The following is a 17,426-nucleotide window of genomic DNA, read 5'->3' as shown; positions in this document are numbered from 1 at the left end:
CTACGCGGAGAAGTGCTAAAGCGACTCTACCTGCCGGTCACCCCGCCTACACGCCGCCGTTTATCTCTTTGCGTGCCGGGACGGAGGATATTTTTATCCAGCGGTAATAACGACATTTTTTCGCCTGCCCGCTCGCAAAACGCCCGCCGGAGACAGCCGCCGGCGGTCGTGCTATAAATCCATAATCCTTTCGCTGCAGGAGCTTTTGTGAACCACACTCGCGATATCCCGCAAACCTTCTGGCGCGACGCAACGCTCCCCTGGCTGGAGCTGCGCAGCACCTGGGACAGCCGCCGGGCGTATAAACGTCACAGCCACCCGCAGCTTTCGCTGGGGGCCATTATTGCGGGTGAAACGCGCTGCATCTGCAACGGACGGGAGTACCTGCTGCGCCCCAGTGACCTGATAGCTATCCCACCCGGCGCGCCGCACAGCTGTAATCCCCTTGCCGGACGGCCGCGCAGCTACCACATGCTCTATCTCGACGTTGACTGGTGTCGGGCACAGCTTCCTGCCCTTTCCGGCGCCGTGCGGCTTGCCGCGCCGCAGCCGATGCTGCGCGGTGCCGATCTTTTCCTTCAGTATCAGCATATCGTCCAGCTGACGCTGCAGCAGCGGACCGCCGAGCTACCCGCCGCCATCGCGCGGCTGCTGCGGGAGCTGCCGCTATGCCCGATGCCACCGGAACGCCTTCACGACAGCAGCGAACGGCTGCTCAACAGGGTGACCGCAAGCCTGCCGGCACCGCTTTCGCTGGATGCGCTGGCCGACGAATTTGCGCTGCGCAAAGAGACCCTGATCCGCACCTTTAAGCAGGATACCGGCCTGACGCCGGCCAGCTTTATCAATATGGCGCGGATCGAGTACGCCAGGCGCCGCCTGCGCGCCGGGGACGAGATAGCCGACGTCGGCTATCAGGCCGGATTTGCCGATCAGAGCCACTTCCATAAAACCTTCGTCAGCTACACCGCCGCCACGCCGCGCCAGTACGCCCTTGGCCGATCAATATCAGACAATAATTAGCGCCGAGCCTTGCGTAGGGTGATCTCAGATTTATTCCGAGGTCACTATGGACATGCTTACTTCGCTTTTCCCGCCCGCGTTTCCGGCGCTGGCGCTCTCCCACTTCGTTGCCCTGCTGAGTCCCGGGCCAGATTTCTTTCTCCTGATGGGCTACGCCATCCGCTATCGCCTGCGCGGTAGCGCCGGCCTGTGCATCGGCATCGCGCTGGGTAACGGGCTGTATATTGCAGTCGCCATCGTCGGCTGGAGCATGGTGCGCCACGCCCCGCTGCTGTTTAGCGCAATCGCGCTGCTGGGGGCGGCCTGGCTGCTGTGGCTCGGCGGCCAGCTGTGGCGGAGTCGGCCCGGCGCATTTCCCCTGGAAGCGGCGGCAGCCCGGCGCCCTTCGCTTGCCAGACAGCTGCTGCTGGGGCTGGCCTCGGCGCTGCTTAACCCCAAAAACGCCCTGTTTTACCTCGCGCTGATGACCTCCCTGCTTGGCCCGCAGGTGACCCTCGCCCAGCAGATAACCAGCGGAGTGTGGATGACCAGCGTCGTGCTGCTGTGGGATTTACTGCTGGTATCGCTGATCGCCCTGCCGCAGGTTCAGCGCCGCCTTGGCGCCGTCATCTGGCGAGTTGAACGGGCGGCCGGCGCGGTACTGATGGGCTTTGGCGGCTGGATTATCTGGCAGTTTTTGCATGAGTTAGCCGTCAGGTTATATGCTTAAGGCTATGGAAAAACTTGCTGAACTAAAACGGGCCAAACTGCTGGCCCTGTCGCTGCTGCTCGTGGCGGCCGCGATTTTTGTCGCTACCCTACTGCTGCCGCCGACGCCGTGGGTCAGCGCGCTGAAGGCTATCTCCGAAGCGGCGATGGTCGGCGCGCTGGCGGACTGGTTTGCGGTGGTGGCGCTGTTTCGCCGCATTCCGCTGCCGTTTGTCTCTCGCCATACGGCGATTATCCCGCGTAATAAGGACCGAATTGCCGACAATCTCGGCTTTTTCGTGCAGGAAAAATTCCTCGACACCCCTTCGCTGGTCGCGCTGATCCGCCGCTACGAGCCGGCGCTGATGCTCGGCAACTGGTTCAGCCAGCCGGCGAACGCCCGGCGGGTGGGCCAGCATCTGCTGCAGGTAATGAGCGGCTTCCTCGAGCTCACCGACGATGCGCGCATTCAGCGCCTGCTGCGCCGCGCGGTGCACAAGGCCATCGACAAGGTCGACCTGACGCAAACCAGCGCTATGATGCTCGAAGGATTAACCCGCGATAACCGGCACCAGAAGCTGCTGGATTCCCTTATCAGCCAGCTTATCGCCCTACTGCAGCGCGACAGCTCCCGCGCCTTTATTGCCCGCGGCATCATCCGCTGGCTGGAGACCGAGCATCCGCTCAAGGCCAAAATTCTCCCCACCGAATGGCTGGGCGAGCACAGCGCCGAAATGGTCACCGATGCGGTGAATACGCTTCTTGACGAGGTGAGCCAGGATCGCACCCATCAGATCCGCCAGGCCTTCGATCGCGCGGCGCAGAAGCTGATCGATAGCCTGAAAACCGATCCACTGATGGCGCAAAAAGCGGACAACATGAAGGCCTATCTGAAAAATGACGAGACGTTTAACCGCTATCTTGGCGAGGTGTGGGCCGACCTGCGCGGATGGATTAAAAATGACGTGAATAGCGACGATTCGCGGATCAAGCAGCGGATCGCCGAGGCCGGGCAGTGGTTTGGGGAAACGCTGCTCCACGATGACGCCCTTCGCGAGTCGCTGAATGAGCATCTGGAGCAGGCGGCGCACCGGGTGGCGCCGGAGTTTGCCACCTTCCTGACCCGTCATATTAGCGATACGGTGAAGAGCTGGGACTCCCGCGATATGTCGCGGCAGATCGAGCTGAATATCGGTAAGGATCTGCAGTTTATCCGCATTAACGGTACCCTCGTCGGGGGTACCATCGGCCTGCTGCTGTGGCTGCTCTCGCAGATCCCGTCGCTGTTTTTACGCTAAGCGGCCCCGCGCTTGCGGCGGGGCCCTGCGGTTAGCCTATCCGGGTAGAATACTGCTTGAGACGAATCGCCAGTGAAACGCATGCGCTCTATTTTTCCAGCAAATACGGCAATCCTAAGGTAGGATCGTTTATCGACCTTCCGGCGGCAGAACCAGACCCGTTACCGGCGCGGGATCCCCAGCTGAGCTTGCCGTGAATCCGGAACACTTTTAAGGAGTAAAAATGGCTGAAATCAACCTGAGCCCCGGCGAGCGCGAGCAGCTTCGCGAAAAGCTATGTACCTACTGCGAAAGAAATTTTGACCTTGAGCTGGAACAGTTTGATGCCGAGTTCTTCGTGGATTTTATCGCCGAACAGCTGGGACCCCTGTTTTATAACGCCGGGATTGAGGAAGCCATTCGCACCCACGTGGCCTACAGCGAGCGGATCCAGGAAGAGATGGACGCGAAGAAAGTGTTCTGATGTTGCCCGCAATAGGCCGACATCGGCGGGAGATCAATAAACACACACTATTGACATGGTTATAATGCGGCTCTTTCATTATCTCCCGTGTACGGGGAAGGAAAACCATGTCGCTAATTACCGATCTACCCGCCATTTTTGACCAGTTCTCCGAGGCCCGCCAGAAGGGCTTTCTCACGGTGATGGACCTGAAAGAGCAAAATATCCCTCTGGTCGGAACCTACTGCACCTTTATGCCCCAGGAGATCCCGATGGCGGCAGGCGCCGTCGTCGTCTCGCTGTGCTCAACCTCGGATGAAACCATCGAAGAGGCGGAAAAAGATCTGCCGCGTAATCTCTGCCCGCTGATTAAAAGCAGCTACGGGTTTGGCAAAACGGATAAATGCCCCTACTTCTATTTTTCCGATCTGGTGGTGGGTGAAACCACCTGCGACGGCAAAAAGAAAATGTATGAGTACATGGCCGAATTCAAGCCGGTGCACGTAATGCAGCTGCCGAACAGCGCCAACGACGATGCCTCCCGCGCGCTGTGGAAAGCCGAGATCCTGCGCCTACAGCGGGCGGTCGAAGCGCGCTTTGGCCGCACAATCAGCGAAGCCGCGCTGCGCGACGCCGTGCGCCTCAAGAACCGCGAGCGGCGGGCGCTGGCGAATTTCTATCGCGTCGGGCAGCTCAATCCTCCCGCCCTCAGCGGCAGCGATATTCTGAAAGTGGTGTACGGCGCGACCTTCCGCTTTGATAAAGCCGCGCTAAGCGACGAGCTCGACGACATGGCCGATCGCGTGCGCCAGCAGTGGCAGGATGGCCAGCGGCTGGCGGCGCGTCCGCGCATTCTGATCACCGGCTGCCCGATTGGCGGCGCGGCGGAAAAAGTCGTGCGCGCCATTGAAGAGAACGGCGGCTGGGTGGTGGGCTTTGAAAACTGCACCGGCGCCAAGGCGACCGAGCGCTGCGTGGAGGAGACGGGCGACGTTTACGATGCGCTGACCGATAAGTATCTCGCCATCGGCTGCTCGTGCATCTCGCCAAACGATCAGCGCTTAACCCTGCTTAGCCAGATGGTTGACGAATATCAGGCCGACGGCGTGGTGGACGTCATCCTGCAGGCCTGTCATACCTATGCGGTTGAATCGATGGCGATTAAGCGCCACGTTCGCCAGCGGCACAACCTCCCCTACATCGCGATTGAGACCGACTATTCGACGGCGGACATCGGCCAGCTCAGCACCCGCGTCGCGGCCTTTATTGAGATGCTGTAAGGAGCGCGCGTGACTTTTACGGTAGGTATTGATTCCGGATCCACCGCCACGAAAGGGATCCTGCTGCAAGAGGGCGTTATCCAGCGGCGCTTTCTCTGCCCGACGCCCTTTCGCCCGGCGGATGCCATCCACGAGGCGTGGCAAGCCCTCAGCGCCGATCTTGCCGAGCGGCCATTTTTAACCTTAACCGGCTACGGCCGCCAGCTGGTGGATTTTGCCGATAAACAGGTAACGGAGATTTCCTGCCACGGCCTCGGCGCGCGTCTGCTGGCGCCCGCCACCCGCATGGTTATCGATATTGGCGGCCAGGATAGCAAGGTCATCCAGCTTGATGAAGACGGCAATCTCACCGACTTCCTGATGAACGATAAATGCGCGGCGGGCACCGGGCGCTTTCTGGAGGTTATCTCGCGCACCCTCGGCGCCAGCGTTGAGCAGCTGGATAGCATCACCGAAGGCATCGAGCCGCACGCCATCACCAGCATGTGCACGGTATTTGCCGAATCCGAAGTGATTAGCCTGCGCTCGGCGGGCATCGCGCCGGAAGCGATTCTGGCCGGCGTGATCAACGCCATGGCCCGCCGCAGCGCCAACTTTATCTCCCGGCTTTCAGCCGAGGGGCCGCTGCTGTTTACCGGCGGCGTCAGCCGCTGCGCCGCCTTTGCGCGCATGCTCGAAGGCCACGCCGGGATAGCGGTGCACACCCATCCTGACGCCCAGTTTGCCGGCGCGGTTGGCGCGGCGCTGATTGGCCTGCGCCAGAGGCGCCGCGGATGACGGAGTATCTGTTTTTATTTCACTCGACGCCGGGGGTCGTGCGCACCCGCAAGGCCCTGCAGGCGGCGGGGATCGCCTTCCAGGTGAAGGATATCCCGCGCCAGCTGCACGGCGGCTGCGGCCTGTGCATCTCTCTTCGCTGCCTGCCTGGAGAGGAGCTACGGTGGGTGATTCCCGGCGCCACGGAGTCGATTTATCGCTACGTCGCCGAAGAGTGGCGCTGCATCGCCACCTTCCCGGCCTGATCCTATTCGGTAATAACGAACCGCGTCGGCGCAAAGCAGTTCAGAATGCGGTGGACGAGAAACACCAGCGTCAGGGTGACTATAAGCGAGATCGTGACCGAGCTAATCCGGTACAGATCGCTGAAGATCAGGTCCTGATCCGGGTGCAGGTTCTGACCAAACATGATGCCGATGGTGGTGATGCTGGCGAAGCCCACGCCGGCCCCCACTTTCTCCATCACGTGGAGGCGCGCGCTGAAGGCCAGGCCGAGCGCGATCAGCGGCATCATCAGCACCATATGGTTGCTGAAATCATAAATAAGCAGCTGCACCACCAGAATGTAGAGACAGGCCAGCACCACGCCCACCACGCGCCAGATGGAGCTGATCACCGCGCCGCGGTAGTGCATCGGGAAGAGGATCAGGATCCCGGCCATCAGCGCTGACAGGGAATCGCTGAGATCGCAGATCTGGAAAACCACGAAAATCATTGTCGCGACGCTGCCGGAAAGCAGAGATTCATGGCGAATGCGGGCGGCATCCTTCTCAATCCGCGGCGGCGGCCGGCGCGGCTCAACGTCCGGGATCAGATAGTTCAGCAGCGCGCTGAGGGCCACTGCCATCACGCAGGCTTCGATATTGGAAAACATCAGCGTATGCCAGTTGCTGGTGGGATAGCTCATAAAGTTGAGCATCGTGCTCTGACAGACCACGCCCATCGAGCCCAGCAGAAACAGCGGCCCCTGACTCATAAAACGAAAGCGCATCACGTAGAGGCCGAAGACCACCAGGGTCATAATCACCGGCCACTGCGACAGATAGCCGACGATCAGCACCATTTCCACGCAGTTTACCGCCGCGCTGAACAGAAACTGCCGCGCGACGTGCCGGTTAAACACCGGCACCAGCGACAGCAGCATCAGCGGATAGACCACGAAGAAGACCCCGTACTGCACGTCGTAGAAGGTCGAAATGCTCAGAGCGACGGTCCCGGCAACGGCGATGCGCAGCGTCTGGCGAAAATCATTCGCCGTATAGACAATATTGCCGTGCGGCGTAAATACCCGGGCCAGCGTATTAATAGACATAGTGCAGCAGGCTCACCAGATGGATCTGCACGCTGGCAAAGGTGCGGGCAAACGGACCGTCGCTGTTGTAAAGCTGTACCGTCGCGCGGGCGCCGGTCGGCAGCGGTTTGTCGAGCGGCTCGTCAAGCGCGACGTGAATGCGCATCCGCTGGGCGTCACGCACCCAGCGAGTGGACTGCTCCGGCTGCGACAGCTGGCCGTTAACCTGCTCCTGGCCGGCCAAAATCCCGGCGTCGCTGCTGGTGACGTGCGCCGGGTAAACTTTGCCCGGCAGCGCATCAAAGACCACCGCGGCGTCGGTGTTCACGCCGGTATGGCGCAGGCTCTTCTCGCGAAAATCGGCGACGATATCCGTATGGTTGCTCACCAGCGCCAGCAGCGGCGTGGCGGCGGTGGCATACAGGCCAGGGCTAAGCTGAAGGTTGCTGACCATGCCGTCGGTTTCGGCGTAGATCCTGCTCCAGGCGAGGTTCAGCTGCGCCTCCTCCAGCGCGTTGCGATATTTTTGCAGCGTCACGTTGCGCGCATCGTCGCGTTCGCCGCGCTGGATCAGCAGATTCTGGATGCTGGCGTTGAGCGCGCTGACCGACTGCTCGCTGGTCTGCCAGGTGGTGCGCACCTTATCCAGATCCGACTGCGAGACGCTCTGCATCGTACTCAGGCGCTGGTAGCGATCGAGCGTAACTTTGTCGTTACGGGCGGTGAACTGCGCGGTACGCAGGTTGGCGCGGGCGGCGGCGATCTGCGCGTCCAGCTGCTGGTTGCTCAGCTTCGCCTGCGCAAAGGCGATTTGCGCGGCCTGCACTTTATTGCTAAACGGCGTCGGGTCCAGCTCGTAGAGCAGATCCCCTTTCTTCACCTGGCTGTTGTTGTGCACATAGACCCGTGCAACATAGCCGGAAACCCGCGGCGATACCGGCGTCACCACGCGCATCACCGTGGAGTCCGGCGTGAGCGGGATCCAGATGTCGGCAACGATAAACCAGGCGAAGATCGCCAGGAAAGCGGCAATACTCACCCTTACCCAGCGGGCAAATTTTTGTTCTGGCGTCATCATAGTTTTTTAGATCTTGTTATCTTCTTCGCGGATTGTCCGCAAATTGCAGGCGATGTTATTTAAAGTGGCGCTGAAGGTGGCGAGATCGTCCGCAGGAATGGCCCGGGTAACCCGCTCCTGGTAAACCGCGATCACGCGATTCAGCTCTTCCAGCATCGATCGGCCTTCCGCCGTCAGCGTCAGCAGGCGTATGCGTTTGTCATAGGGCGATGTGGAACGCAGCAGATAGCCCTGCTTCTCCAGCTGTGTGAGGGTGCGCATCAGCGGCGGCAGCTCAATGCCCTGCACCTCCGCCAGTTCGCTGACCGAGACGTTGTCCCCCAGCTGATACAGCTGCATCAGCACCGTCCAGCTTGACTGGGTCAGGCCGGTGTCGGTGATGGCGGCATCGATAGTCGCGCGCCACTGGCGGACCACCATCGCCATGCGCATCCCCATCGGACGGCGGGCAAACAGTTCATCTTCGGTCATCTTTCTTTCCTCATGTAGAGCCTATCCCACCAGGCGTTATTGGCGCAGGCAGTTTGAACGCGAAGCGCGCGGAGAAACCGGAACGTACGGGTAGTACGTGAGAAGTCACTCGCTACGCTCATCCTCCGGGCCGCCCTGAAGGGCGTGCAAAATACTTTCGTATTTTGTCGAGCGCTGCTCAGGTTCAAAATGACAAACAAAATAGCCCTGGTGGCCAGGCTAATAGCTGTGAGAAAAATAATACTTATCACGATAAGTATCAAGAAACGAAGAGAGGAGAAGCATGAATTGATAAATACGCTGAATGTAACGATCCCGGGGGACGCCAGCTCCCGAGCGCGCCGGGCCAGGCAGACTGCTGGCCTGGACGGTTACGGCTCGCAGCCTGCGGAAGCGCAGGCCGGGAGCCAGGATGAGACGTTTACGCCCTCATCCGGAAAAAACGCATTTTTTAATTGACCTGATCCCGCCGCAGCCCGACGTCTTTTAGCTGTGCGTCGCTCATTTGCTGCAAAACCCGGCGCGTTTGCATCCGCAGCCACCATTTTTTGAACGCTCTGCCTACCAGGACAAAACCAATAAACGGCTGCCTTACCCGATTCTCATGAAATTCCATACTCCACCTCCTCACCTTGCCAGAGGCTTTATCTTCGCGGATCCGTGGGGAGACAATACAGATTCAAAAAACACTTTTCTTTAACATACAGATTGGCTAAAACAGTATCTGCGTGGGATTTTCACCGCCCATCTGTACTGGTTTATCAATCTGTATGGCGACAATAAGGGATACAGCATGACGCGTTACCAACATCTGGCCAGCCTGCTGGCGGAGCGTATTGAGCAAGGGCTGTATCGCCACGGAGAGAAGCTGCCTTCGGTTCGCAGCCTGAGTCAGGAGCACGGGGTGAGCATCAGTACCGTGCAGCAGGCCTATCAGACGCTGGAACAGCAGCAGATGATCGTCCCCCAGCCGCGTTCCGGCTACTTTGTCGCCCCGCGTAAAGCCCAGCCGCCGGTACCGCCGATGTCGCGCCCGGTCCAGCGCCCGGTGGAAATCACCCAGTGGGATCAGGTGCTGACCATGCTCGACGCGCGCAATGACAAAAGCATTATCCCCTTCGGCGGCGGCTCGCCTGACGTCACCCAGCCGAGCCTGAAGCCCATCTGGCGCGAGCTGAGCCGGGTTATCCAGCATAATCTCAGCGAGGTGCTGAACTACGACGAGCTGGCCGGACGCCGCGAGCTGCGCGAACAAATCGCCCGCCTGATGCTCGACGGCGGCTCGGTGGTCACCGCCGACGATCTGATCATCACCAGCGGCTGCCACAGCGCGCTATCGCTGGCGCTGCTGTCGGTATGCCAGCCCGGCGATATCGTCGCCGTTGAATCCCCGTCCTATTACGGCACCATGCAGCTGCTGCGCGGTTTGGGGCTCAAGGCCATTGAGATCCCCACCGATCCGGACAGCGGGATCAGCGTCGAAGCCCTGGAGCTGGCGCTGGAGCAGTGGCCGATCAAGGGCGTAATCCTGGTACCGAACTGCAATAATCCGCAGGGCTTTATCATGCCGGACGCCCGCAAGCGCGCGGTGCTGACTCTTGCCCAGCGCCACGATATCGTCATTTTCGAGGATGATATTTACGGCGAGCTGGCCACCGACTACCCGCGCCCGCGCACCATTCATTCGTGGGATATCGACGGCCGGGTGATGCTCTGCAGCTCGTTTACCAAAACTATCGCGCCGGGCCTGCGCATCGGCTGGATCGCGCCGGGCCGCTACTACGATCGCCTGCTGCAGATGAAATACGCCGCCAGCGGGACCAACGTGCCCTCAACCCAGCTGGCCGCCTGTAACTTTATCCGCGAAGGTCACTACCACCGCCACCTGCGGCGGATGAGGCAGATCTACCAGCGCAATATGGAAATTTACACCTGCTGGCTGCGGGAGTATTTCCCCTGCGGCATCTGCGTCACCCGACCGAAGGGCGGCTATATGCTGTGGGTCGAGCTCCCCGAGCACGTCGATATGGTCTGCGTCGCGAAGCAGCTGTGCCAGCTGAAAATCCAGGTCGCGCCGGGCTCGCTGTTTTCAGCCTCAGGAAAATACCGCAACTGCTTAAGGATCAACTGCGCCCTGCCGCCGATCGACAAGCACCGGGAGGTGATGGTGAAGCTGGGGGATGCGGTGAAGGTGGCGATGGAGTGATTAATCATCTTAACTAATGGAAAATATATGGAAAGTAACTTAAAACAATTTTTGACCAATGCATTAAAAATTATTCCGGGATATGATTTCCTCTCAGAAATGTATATATTCATTAAACACCCGGAGATATATGATGGCACTCATGAATATTCTCCACTGGTAAACTCTGGCGCTAATCTTTTCAAGTCGATACTAATTGTAGGCTCCTTGATAACAGCATTCAGTTTACTTTCAATAAAAATATCCCCCATAGCTAGCTTTAAATTAATATTTAATCAACTTTACTGGTATGTTCTTTTATTAATTCAACCAATAAAATTTGGTATTTTTTTCTGGCTGTGTATGTCTACAATAACCAGATTCAAAAAAAAAGTGTGGAATAGTGTTTATTTCTTTCAAGTAGTTCAAACCTACGCGGTTATCAATATATTAGTTTTCTTCTTATTTTGCATCGCAATCAACAGGATTTTCCTTACCGGAGATTTTAACAAACCATCTGGAAATATTGATCTAACCATAGGCTTTATACTGGCAGTGCTTGCTCTTATACTCACATACAGATTATTAATAGCCCCATCATTTCATTACTTATCGATATACTACAAAAAACCAGTCAGTGCAGTCATCCTACTTTTATCAATAAGCATTTCTTATTATTCATCCAGTCAAATAAGATTAGTAGACGGAAATGAAATAGTAAACAAAAAAGAATTTTGCGAATTATCTTATCATTTAAAAACCAATCCATTACACATTAATGAAATCAATAAAAACTTATTCTTGAATGCGTGTATAAATACCTTCTCACGGTATTGATACTTATGTAAAATCAGAAAGTTCCTGTTCACGTAAAGAGAGCACTATGGCTGACCTGAACCTGAGTACCCTGACGGAAGCAGACATCATCACCAAACGCGTTATTCCCGCCATCCTCGATGCTGGCTGGAACGACACAACGCAAATCAGACAAGAAGTCAAACTCCGGGACGGTAAGGTCATCGTGCGCGGTAAAGTCGCAGCGCGTAGAACGGTGAAATCCGCCGATATCGTGTTGTATCACAAGCCGGGCATTCCGCTGGCGGTGATTGAAGCCAAAGCCAACAAACATGAAATCGGCAAAGGGATGCAGCAGGGCATCGAGTACGCGCGCCTGCTGGACATTCCTTTCGTCTTCGCGACCAACGGCGACGGTTTTATTTTCCGCGATGCCACGGCAGCCGAAGGCGAGCTGCTCGAAAAACACATTACCCTGGACGAATTTCCATCCCCAGCCGAACTCTGGCACAAGCTCTGCGTCTGGAAAGGCTACACCGCAGCCCAGCTTCCGGTGATTACCCAGGACTACTACGACGACGGCAGCGGTAAATCGCCGCGTTATTATCAGCTACAGGCCGTCAATAAAACCATTGAAGCCGTCTCTGCCGGGCAAAACCGCGTTCTGCTGGTGATGGCAACCGGCACCGGGAAAACCTACACCGCTTTCCAGATTATCTGGCGCTTATGGAAAGCCAAAAGTAAGAAGCGGATCCTGTTCCTCGCCGATCGCAACATTCTGGTCGATCAGACCAAAAATAACGACTTCCTGCCGTTTGGCGCGGCGATGACCAAAGTCACCGGGCGCACTATCGATCCGGCATTTGAAATCCACCTCGCACTATACCAGGCCATCACCGGCCCGGAAGAAGATCAAAAAGCCTTTAAACAAGTGGCGCCGGATTTCTTTGATCTGATTGTGATCGACGAATGCCATCGCGGCAGCGCCTCGGAAGACAGCGCGTGGCGCGAAATCCTCGACTACTTCAGCGCCGCCACGCAGGTTGGTTTAACCGCCACGCCGAAAGAGACTCATGAAGTCTCCAGCACCGATTACTTCGGTGACCCGGTCTATATCTACTCGCTTAAAGAAGGTATCGAAGACGGCTTCCTCGCCCCGTATAAAGTGGTACGCGTCGATATCGACGTCGATCTCCAGGGCTGGCGTCCCACCAAAGGCCAGACGGATAAAAGCGGCGAGCTGATCGACGACCGTATCTACAACCAGAAAGATTTTGACCGCACGATGGTGATTGATGAGCGCACCGAACTGGTGGCAAAAACCATCACGGATTACCTCAAGCGCACCAACCCGATGGATAAAACCATTATCTTCTGTAACGACATCGATCACGCGGAGCGCATGCGCCGTGCGCTGGTCAATCTCAATCCGGAACAGGTCAAAAAGAACGACAAGTACGTGATGAAAATCACCGGCGATGACGACATCGGCAAAGCCCAGTTGGATAACTTTATTAACCCTAAAAAAGCCTATCCGGTTATCGCGACCACTTCCGAGCTGATGACCACAGGCGTGGATGCCAAAACCTGCAAACTGGTGGTGCTGGACCAAAACATTCAGTCGATGACCAAATTCAAGCAGATCATCGGCCGCGGCACCCGCATCGATGAACGCTATGGCAAGCTGTGGTTCACCATCCTCGATTTCAAAAAGGCCACCGAACTGTTCGCCGACGAGCGCTTTGACGGCATCCCGGAAAAGGTGATGGAGACCACGCCGCAAGATATCGCCGATCCGGAGTCTGATTTTGAAGAGCAGTTCGACGAGCACGAGGAAGAGGCCGAAGACGATATTATCGGCGCCGATGAAGATCCTGCTCCATATACCGTCACCGGTTCAGACGATGTCGGTCCGTTGCCGGAAGACGACGAGAACAAGGTGCGTAAGTTTCACGTCAACGGTGTCGCCGTCGGCGTGATCGCCCAGCGCGTGCAGTATTACGACGCCGACGGCAAGCTGGTCACCGAATCCTTCAAAGACTACACCCGTAAAACGCTGCTCAAAGAGTACGCCTCGCTGGATGATTTCACCCGCAAATGGCAGGGTGCCGAGCGCAAACAGGCCATCATCAAGGAGCTGGAACAGCAGGGTATAATCTGGGAAGTGCTGGCGGAAGAGGTCGGTAAAGAGCTCGACCCGTTCGACATGCTATGCCACGTGGTGTATGGTCAGCCGCCGTTAACCCGCAAAGAGCGGGCGGAGAACGTGCGTAAGCGCAACTACTTCACCAAATACTCCGACGCCGCGCAGGCGGTGCTGAATACGCTGCTGGATAAATACGCCGACGCGGGCGTGCAGGAAATAGAGAGTATTCAGGTGCTGAAGCTCAAGCCGTTCGACAGCATGGGTACGCTGCCGGAGATCATTAAAAGCGGATTCGGCGACCGTAACGGGTATAATCAGGCCATCAGCGAGCTGGAGAGCGAAATCTACCACTTACCGCCCCGCTCCGCGTAACCACTCCCCTTTTGTGCCTTCTGCTGCCACCGCGTAGCAGAAGGCCTTATTGTTAATGAAACATGGAACACATCATGTCGATCAGCTCGGTTATCAAATCATTACAGGACATTATGCGCAAAGACGCCGGCGTGGACGGCGATGCGCAGCGCCTCGGCCAGCTCTCCTGGCTGCTGTTTCTGAAAATCTTTGACGCCCAGGAAGAGGCGCTGGAGCTGGAACAAGATAACTACCAGTATCCGATCCCGAAGCGCTACCTGTGGCGCACCTGGGCGGCAAACGCCGAGGGCATTACCGGAGACGCCCTGCTGGAGTTCGTCAACGACGATCTATTCCCAACGCTGAAAAACCTCACCGCGCCGATTGATAAGAACCCGCGCGGCTTTGTGGTCAGGCAGGCGTTCAGCGATGCCTATAACTACATGAAAAACGGCACCCTGCTGCGTCAGGTGATCAACAAGCTGAACGAAATCGACTTTACCAGCGCCAGCGAGCGCCACCTGTTCGGCGATATTTATGAACAGATCCTTAAAGATCTGCAATCGGCAGGCAATGCCGGTGAATTTTATACCCCGCGCGCCGTCACCCGCTTTATGGTCGATCGCGTCGATCCGAAACTTGGTGAGTCGATTATGGATCCGGCCTGCGGCACCGGCGGCTTCCTCGCCTGCGCGTTCGATCACGTGAAAAATAAGTACGTGCAGAGCGTGGCCGATCACCAGACGCTGCAAAAGCAGATCCACGGCGTGGAGAAAAAACAGCTCCCGCACCTGCTGGCAACCACCAATATGCTGCTGCACGGCATTGAAGTGCCGGTGCAAATTCGTCACGACAACACCCTCAACAAGCCTCTGTCGTCGTGGGATGAACAGCTGGATGTCATCGTCACCAACCCGCCGTTCGGCGGCACTGAAGAGGATGGCATCGAGAAGAACTTCCCGGCAGAAATGCAGACCCGCGAAACGGCGGATCTGTTTCTGCAGTTGATCATTGAAGTGCTGGCGAAAAACGGCCGCGCGGCGGTGGTGCTGCCGGACGGCACGCTGTTTGGCGAAGGTGTGAAAACCAAGATCAAAAAGCTACTCACCGAGGAGTGCAACCTGCACACCATCGTGCGTCTGCCGAACGGCGTGTTTAACCCGTACACCGGGATTAAAACCAACCTGCTGTTCTTTACCAAAGGTCAGCCGACCAAAGAGATCTGGTTCTACGAACATCCGTACCCGGCGGGCGTGAAGAACTACAGCAAAACTAAGCCAATGAAGTTTGATGAGTTCCAGGCCGAGATCGACTGGTGGGGCAACGAGGCCGACGGCTTCGCCAGCCGCGTCGAGAACGAGCAGGCGTGGAAGGTCAGCATCGACGAGGTGATTGCCCGCAACTTTAACCTCGACATCAAGAACCCGCATCAGGCGGAAACCGTCAGCCACGATCCGGACGAATTGCTGGCGCAGTACGCGAAGCAGCAGGAAGAGATCCAGACCCTGCGCCACCAGCTGCGCGATATTCTCGGCAAGGCACTCTCCGGCAAGGAGGCCAACTGATGGCGGTGGAAAAACTGATTGTCGAGCATATCGATACCTGGACCACGGCGCTGCAAACCCGCTCCACGGCCGGGCGCGGCAGCTCGGGTAAGATTGACCTGTACGGCATTAAGAAACTGCGCGAGCTGATTCTGGAGCTGGCGGTGCGCGGCAAGCTGGTGCCGCAGGATCCGAACGACGAACCGGCGTCAGCGCTGCTGGAGCGTATTGCGGTAGAAAAAGCCGAGCTGGTGAAGCAGGGGAAAATTAAAAAGCCCAAGCCGCTGCCGGAGATTAGCGAGGAAGAGAAGCCGTTTGAGCTGCCGGAGGGGTGGGAGTGGGTACGGTTTGGTAATATATTCAAAGTGTCATCTGGAGATGCACTAACCTCCAACCAAATGAATACTCTTGGAGAGTATCCTGTATACGGCGGTAATGGTATCAATGGCTACCATGATTCATACAATGTTGCGAAGAGAACATTAGTCATCGGAAGAGTTGGTTATTATTGTGGTTCTATTCATATAACACCTAATCATGCTTGGGTAACTGATAATGCCTTCATCACTCATTTTTCAGAAAGTAACTTTGATTTAGACTATGTTGAAATATTATTGAAAGCGACAAATTTAAAAGAGGATGAAAGCGCAACTGCACAACCAGTAATTTCAGGAAGAAAAATATATCCTATTGTTCTTGCTGTACCACCACTTGAAGAACAAAGAAAAATCGCAAAGAAAACACATGAACTTCTAGGCCTTTGTACACGCCTAGAACAGCACTCCCTGACCGGTCTGGACGCCCATCAACAGCTGGTTGAAACCCTGCTAACCACGCTAACCGACAGCCAGAACGCCGAAGAACTGGCCGAAAACTGGGCGCGTATCAGCGAGCATTTCGATACGCTGTTTACCACCGAAGCCAGCATTGACGCCTTAAAACAGACCATTCTACAACTGGCGGTGATGGGCAAACTGGTGCCGCAGGATCCGAACGACGAACCGGCCTCTGAACTACTCAAACGTATTGCGCAGGAGAAAGCGCAGCTGGTAAAAGACGGGAAAATTAAAAAGCAAAAACCGTTGCCACCAATTAGCGATGAGGAAAAACCGTTTGAATTGCCGGAGGGTTGGGAATGGTGCCGTATTGGCAATTTCAGTATATCAACAGAATATGGTTTATCTCATAAGACATTTATCTCTGACATTGGCGTACCTGTATTCAAGATGGGAGATATCCAGAATGGTAAAGTTACAATAGGTAATCAACAAGTTGTCGACAACTCAATTGAAGAATTGCCATTCTTATATCTTGAATACGATGACATCTTATACAATAGAACTAACAGTGCAGATTTAGTGGGTAAAACAGGAATTTTCAAAGGTGAGAATAATATATTCTCCTTTGCTTCATATTTAATAAGAATAAGAACGATTAAGGTTGATGCCATTCCTGACTTCCTGAATCTGAATATGCAAGTACCTCTTTTTAGAAAATATCAAATTATGCCATATGTAAAACAACAATGTGGGCAAGCGAATGTTAATGGAACTATTATGAAAAATATGCTAGTAGCAATAGCACCTCAAAAAGAACAGCAACGCATAATTGACAAATTATCTGAATTTATTGATTTATTAGAAATGATCAAAATCCGGACTAAAAATTCCCAACAGACCCAGCTCCAGCTGGCCGACGCCCTCACCGACGCCGCCATAAATTAACCCTTCCCCAGAAACCAATAAAGCGGCTAAATAGCCGCTTTATTCCCATCACCAGAAATAATCCTTCCCTCTATCCCCGCCGTTATTTTCATTCATTTTCAGCTGGACTTTTCTTCTATTTCCTGATGATATGTACAGGTATTTATACCCGTCATACTTCAAGTTGCCTGTGCGTTGGCTGCGCTCGTTCACCCCAGTCACGTACTCATGTACGCTCCTGGGGATTAACTCCCTGGCCGCCTTCATGCAACTCGAATTATTTTGGGTATAACGCAAGACGCCCGTGCTGCAACACGAGCGCCTCGCTAATCACAATCACTATTGATAGGAAATA

The 17,426-nt window shown here is 55.9% G+C and carries 16 protein-coding genes; 12 read left to right on the top strand and 4 right to left on the bottom strand.

The genetic code is table 11. The features are described from left to right. Positions 1–207: 207 nt before the first annotated feature. The 7 genes from PFH44_RS04920 to PFH44_RS04890 all read left to right on the top strand — a co-directional run bounded on the left by PFH44_RS04920 (position 208) and on the right by PFH44_RS04890 (position 5,752). The gene (locus PFH44_RS04920; RefSeq protein WP_283824457.1) at positions 208–1,023 is read left to right on the top strand and encodes an AraC family transcriptional regulator; all 816 of its coding nucleotides are present in this window, start codon (positions 208–210) and stop codon (positions 1,021–1,023) included. 46 nt (positions 1,024–1,069) lie between these two features. Beyond that, positions 1,070–1,732 (top strand): LysE family translocator, encoded by a 663-nt coding sequence (locus PFH44_RS04915; protein ID WP_283824456.1) that lies wholly within the window; start codon positions 1,070–1,072, stop codon positions 1,730–1,732. Continuing rightward, positions 1,725–3,008 (top strand): DUF445 domain-containing protein, encoded by a 1,284-nt coding sequence (locus PFH44_RS04910; protein WP_283824455.1) that lies wholly within the window; start codon positions 1,725–1,727, stop codon positions 3,006–3,008. The genes PFH44_RS04915 and PFH44_RS04910 overlap by 8 nt, the downstream gene beginning before the upstream one ends. A 223-nt stretch (positions 3,009–3,231) precedes the next feature. Next, positions 3,232–3,471 (top strand): DUF2164 domain-containing protein, encoded by a 240-nt coding sequence (locus PFH44_RS04905; RefSeq protein ID WP_041143893.1) that lies wholly within the window; start codon positions 3,232–3,234, stop codon positions 3,469–3,471. A 107-nt stretch (positions 3,472–3,578) separates the two neighbouring features. Beyond that, positions 3,579–4,730, top strand: coding sequence for a double-cubane-cluster-containing anaerobic reductase (locus PFH44_RS04900; RefSeq protein WP_045860203.1), 1,152 nt, complete (start codon positions 3,579–3,581; stop codon positions 4,728–4,730). 9 nt (positions 4,731–4,739) lie between these two features. Continuing rightward, a complete protein-coding gene (yjiL, locus tag PFH44_RS04895; protein WP_283824454.1) occupies positions 4,740–5,507 on the top strand; it encodes a putative 2-hydroxyacyl-CoA dehydratase activator YjiL in 768 nt (255 codons plus the stop codon). Further along, positions 5,504–5,752 carry a putative Se/S carrier protein gene (locus tag PFH44_RS04890; RefSeq protein WP_283824453.1) on the top strand — a complete coding sequence of 83 codons (249 nt, stop codon included), beginning with the start codon at positions 5,504–5,506 and terminating at the stop codon, positions 5,750–5,752. The genes yjiL and PFH44_RS04890 overlap by 4 nt, the downstream gene beginning before the upstream one ends. A 2-nt stretch (positions 5,753–5,754) precedes the next feature. On the opposite strand, the gene PFH44_RS04885 is transcribed toward PFH44_RS04890, so the two are convergent. From PFH44_RS04885 to PFH44_RS04870, 4 genes are all read right to left on the bottom strand, one after another. Further along, the gene (locus PFH44_RS04885) at positions 5,755–6,819 is read right to left on the bottom strand and encodes a DUF2955 domain-containing protein (RefSeq protein ID WP_283824452.1); all 1,065 of its coding nucleotides are present in this window, start codon (positions 6,817–6,819) and stop codon (positions 5,755–5,757) included. After that, positions 6,809–7,876 carry an HlyD family secretion protein gene (locus tag PFH44_RS04880; RefSeq protein WP_283824451.1) on the bottom strand — a complete coding sequence of 356 codons (1,068 nt, stop codon included), beginning with the start codon at positions 7,874–7,876 and terminating at the stop codon, positions 6,809–6,811. Before PFH44_RS04880 ends, PFH44_RS04885 begins: the two co-directional genes overlap by 11 nt. A gap of 6 nt (positions 7,877–7,882) precedes the next feature. Then, entirely contained in the window at positions 7,883–8,347 is a 465-nt protein-coding gene (locus PFH44_RS04875) for a MarR family winged helix-turn-helix transcriptional regulator (RefSeq protein ID WP_283824450.1), read from the bottom strand. A gap of 451 nt (positions 8,348–8,798) precedes the next feature. Then, the gene (locus tag PFH44_RS04870) at positions 8,799–8,963 is read right to left on the bottom strand and encodes a DUF1127 domain-containing protein (RefSeq protein WP_283824449.1); all 165 of its coding nucleotides are present in this window, start codon (positions 8,961–8,963) and stop codon (positions 8,799–8,801) included. 177 nt (positions 8,964–9,140) lie between these two features. On the opposite strand from PFH44_RS04870, the gene PFH44_RS04865 reads away from it, so the two are divergent. The 5 genes from PFH44_RS04865 to PFH44_RS04845 all read left to right on the top strand — a co-directional run bounded on the left by PFH44_RS04865 (position 9,141) and on the right by PFH44_RS04845 (position 17,092). Further along, positions 9,141–10,553, top strand: a complete 1,413-nt coding sequence (locus PFH44_RS04865; RefSeq protein ID WP_045860214.1) for an aminotransferase-like domain-containing protein — start codon at positions 9,141–9,143, stop codon at positions 10,551–10,553. 27 nt (positions 10,554–10,580) lie between these two features. Next, a complete protein-coding gene (locus PFH44_RS04860) occupies positions 10,581–11,369 on the top strand; it encodes a hypothetical protein (RefSeq protein WP_283824448.1) in 789 nt (262 codons plus the stop codon). A 46-nt stretch (positions 11,370–11,415) separates the two neighbouring features. Next, complete coding sequence (gene hsdR, locus PFH44_RS04855) at positions 11,416–13,845, top strand: EcoAI/FtnUII family type I restriction enzme subunit R (RefSeq protein WP_283824447.1); 2,430 nt, start codon at positions 11,416–11,418, stop codon at positions 13,843–13,845. Between the two features lie 74 nt (positions 13,846–13,919). Further along, the gene (locus PFH44_RS04850) at positions 13,920–15,389 is read left to right on the top strand and encodes an N-6 DNA methylase (RefSeq protein WP_283824446.1); all 1,470 of its coding nucleotides are present in this window, start codon (positions 13,920–13,922) and stop codon (positions 15,387–15,389) included. Next, positions 15,389–17,092: a restriction endonuclease subunit S gene (locus tag PFH44_RS04845; RefSeq protein ID WP_283824445.1), complete on the top strand. Its 1,704-nt coding sequence runs from the start codon at positions 15,389–15,391 to the stop codon at positions 17,090–17,092. Before PFH44_RS04850 ends, PFH44_RS04845 begins: the two co-directional genes overlap by 1 nt. Positions 17,093–17,426 lie beyond the last annotated feature (334 nt).

The sequence above is a fragment of the Klebsiella sp. Ech2A genome (genome assembly GCF_030078455.1).
In the GTDB taxonomy this organism is placed as follows: domain Bacteria; phylum Pseudomonadota; class Gammaproteobacteria; order Enterobacterales; family Enterobacteriaceae; genus Klebsiella; species Klebsiella terrigena.
The sequence above is the reverse complement of the archived record's forward strand: the minus strand, read 5'-3'. Positions and strand labels throughout refer to the sequence as shown.

Coding starts and splice junctions, on each gene's coding strand:
- hsdR (WP_283824447.1), top strand. CDS start 11,416: ATGGCTGACCTGAACCTGAGTACCCTGACGGAAGCAGACATCATCACC.
- PFH44_RS04875 (WP_283824450.1), bottom strand. CDS start 8,347: ATGACCGAAGATGAACTGTTTGCCCGCCGTCCGATGGGGATGCGCATG.
- PFH44_RS04865 (WP_045860214.1), top strand. CDS start 9,141: ATGACGCGTTACCAACATCTGGCCAGCCTGCTGGCGGAGCGTATTGAG.
- PFH44_RS04880 (WP_283824451.1), bottom strand. CDS start 7,876: ATGATGACGCCAGAACAAAAATTTGCCCGCTGGGTAAGGGTGAGTATT.
- PFH44_RS04870 (WP_283824449.1), bottom strand. CDS start 8,963: ATGGAATTTCATGAGAATCGGGTAAGGCAGCCGTTTATTGGTTTTGTC.
- PFH44_RS04860 (WP_283824448.1), top strand. CDS start 10,581: ATGGAAAGTAACTTAAAACAATTTTTGACCAATGCATTAAAAATTATT.
- PFH44_RS04910 (WP_283824455.1), top strand. CDS start 1,725: ATGCTTAAGGCTATGGAAAAACTTGCTGAACTAAAACGGGCCAAACTG.
- PFH44_RS04900 (WP_045860203.1), top strand. CDS start 3,579: ATGTCGCTAATTACCGATCTACCCGCCATTTTTGACCAGTTCTCCGAG.
- PFH44_RS04850 (WP_283824446.1), top strand. CDS start 13,920: ATGTCGATCAGCTCGGTTATCAAATCATTACAGGACATTATGCGCAAA.
- PFH44_RS04905 (WP_041143893.1), top strand. CDS start 3,232: ATGGCTGAAATCAACCTGAGCCCCGGCGAGCGCGAGCAGCTTCGCGAA.
- PFH44_RS04915 (WP_283824456.1), top strand. CDS start 1,070: ATGGACATGCTTACTTCGCTTTTCCCGCCCGCGTTTCCGGCGCTGGCG.
- PFH44_RS04845 (WP_283824445.1), top strand. CDS start 15,389: ATGGCGGTGGAAAAACTGATTGTCGAGCATATCGATACCTGGACCACG.
- PFH44_RS04890 (WP_283824453.1), top strand. CDS start 5,504: ATGACGGAGTATCTGTTTTTATTTCACTCGACGCCGGGGGTCGTGCGC.
- PFH44_RS04885 (WP_283824452.1), bottom strand. CDS start 6,819: ATGTCTATTAATACGCTGGCCCGGGTATTTACGCCGCACGGCAATATT.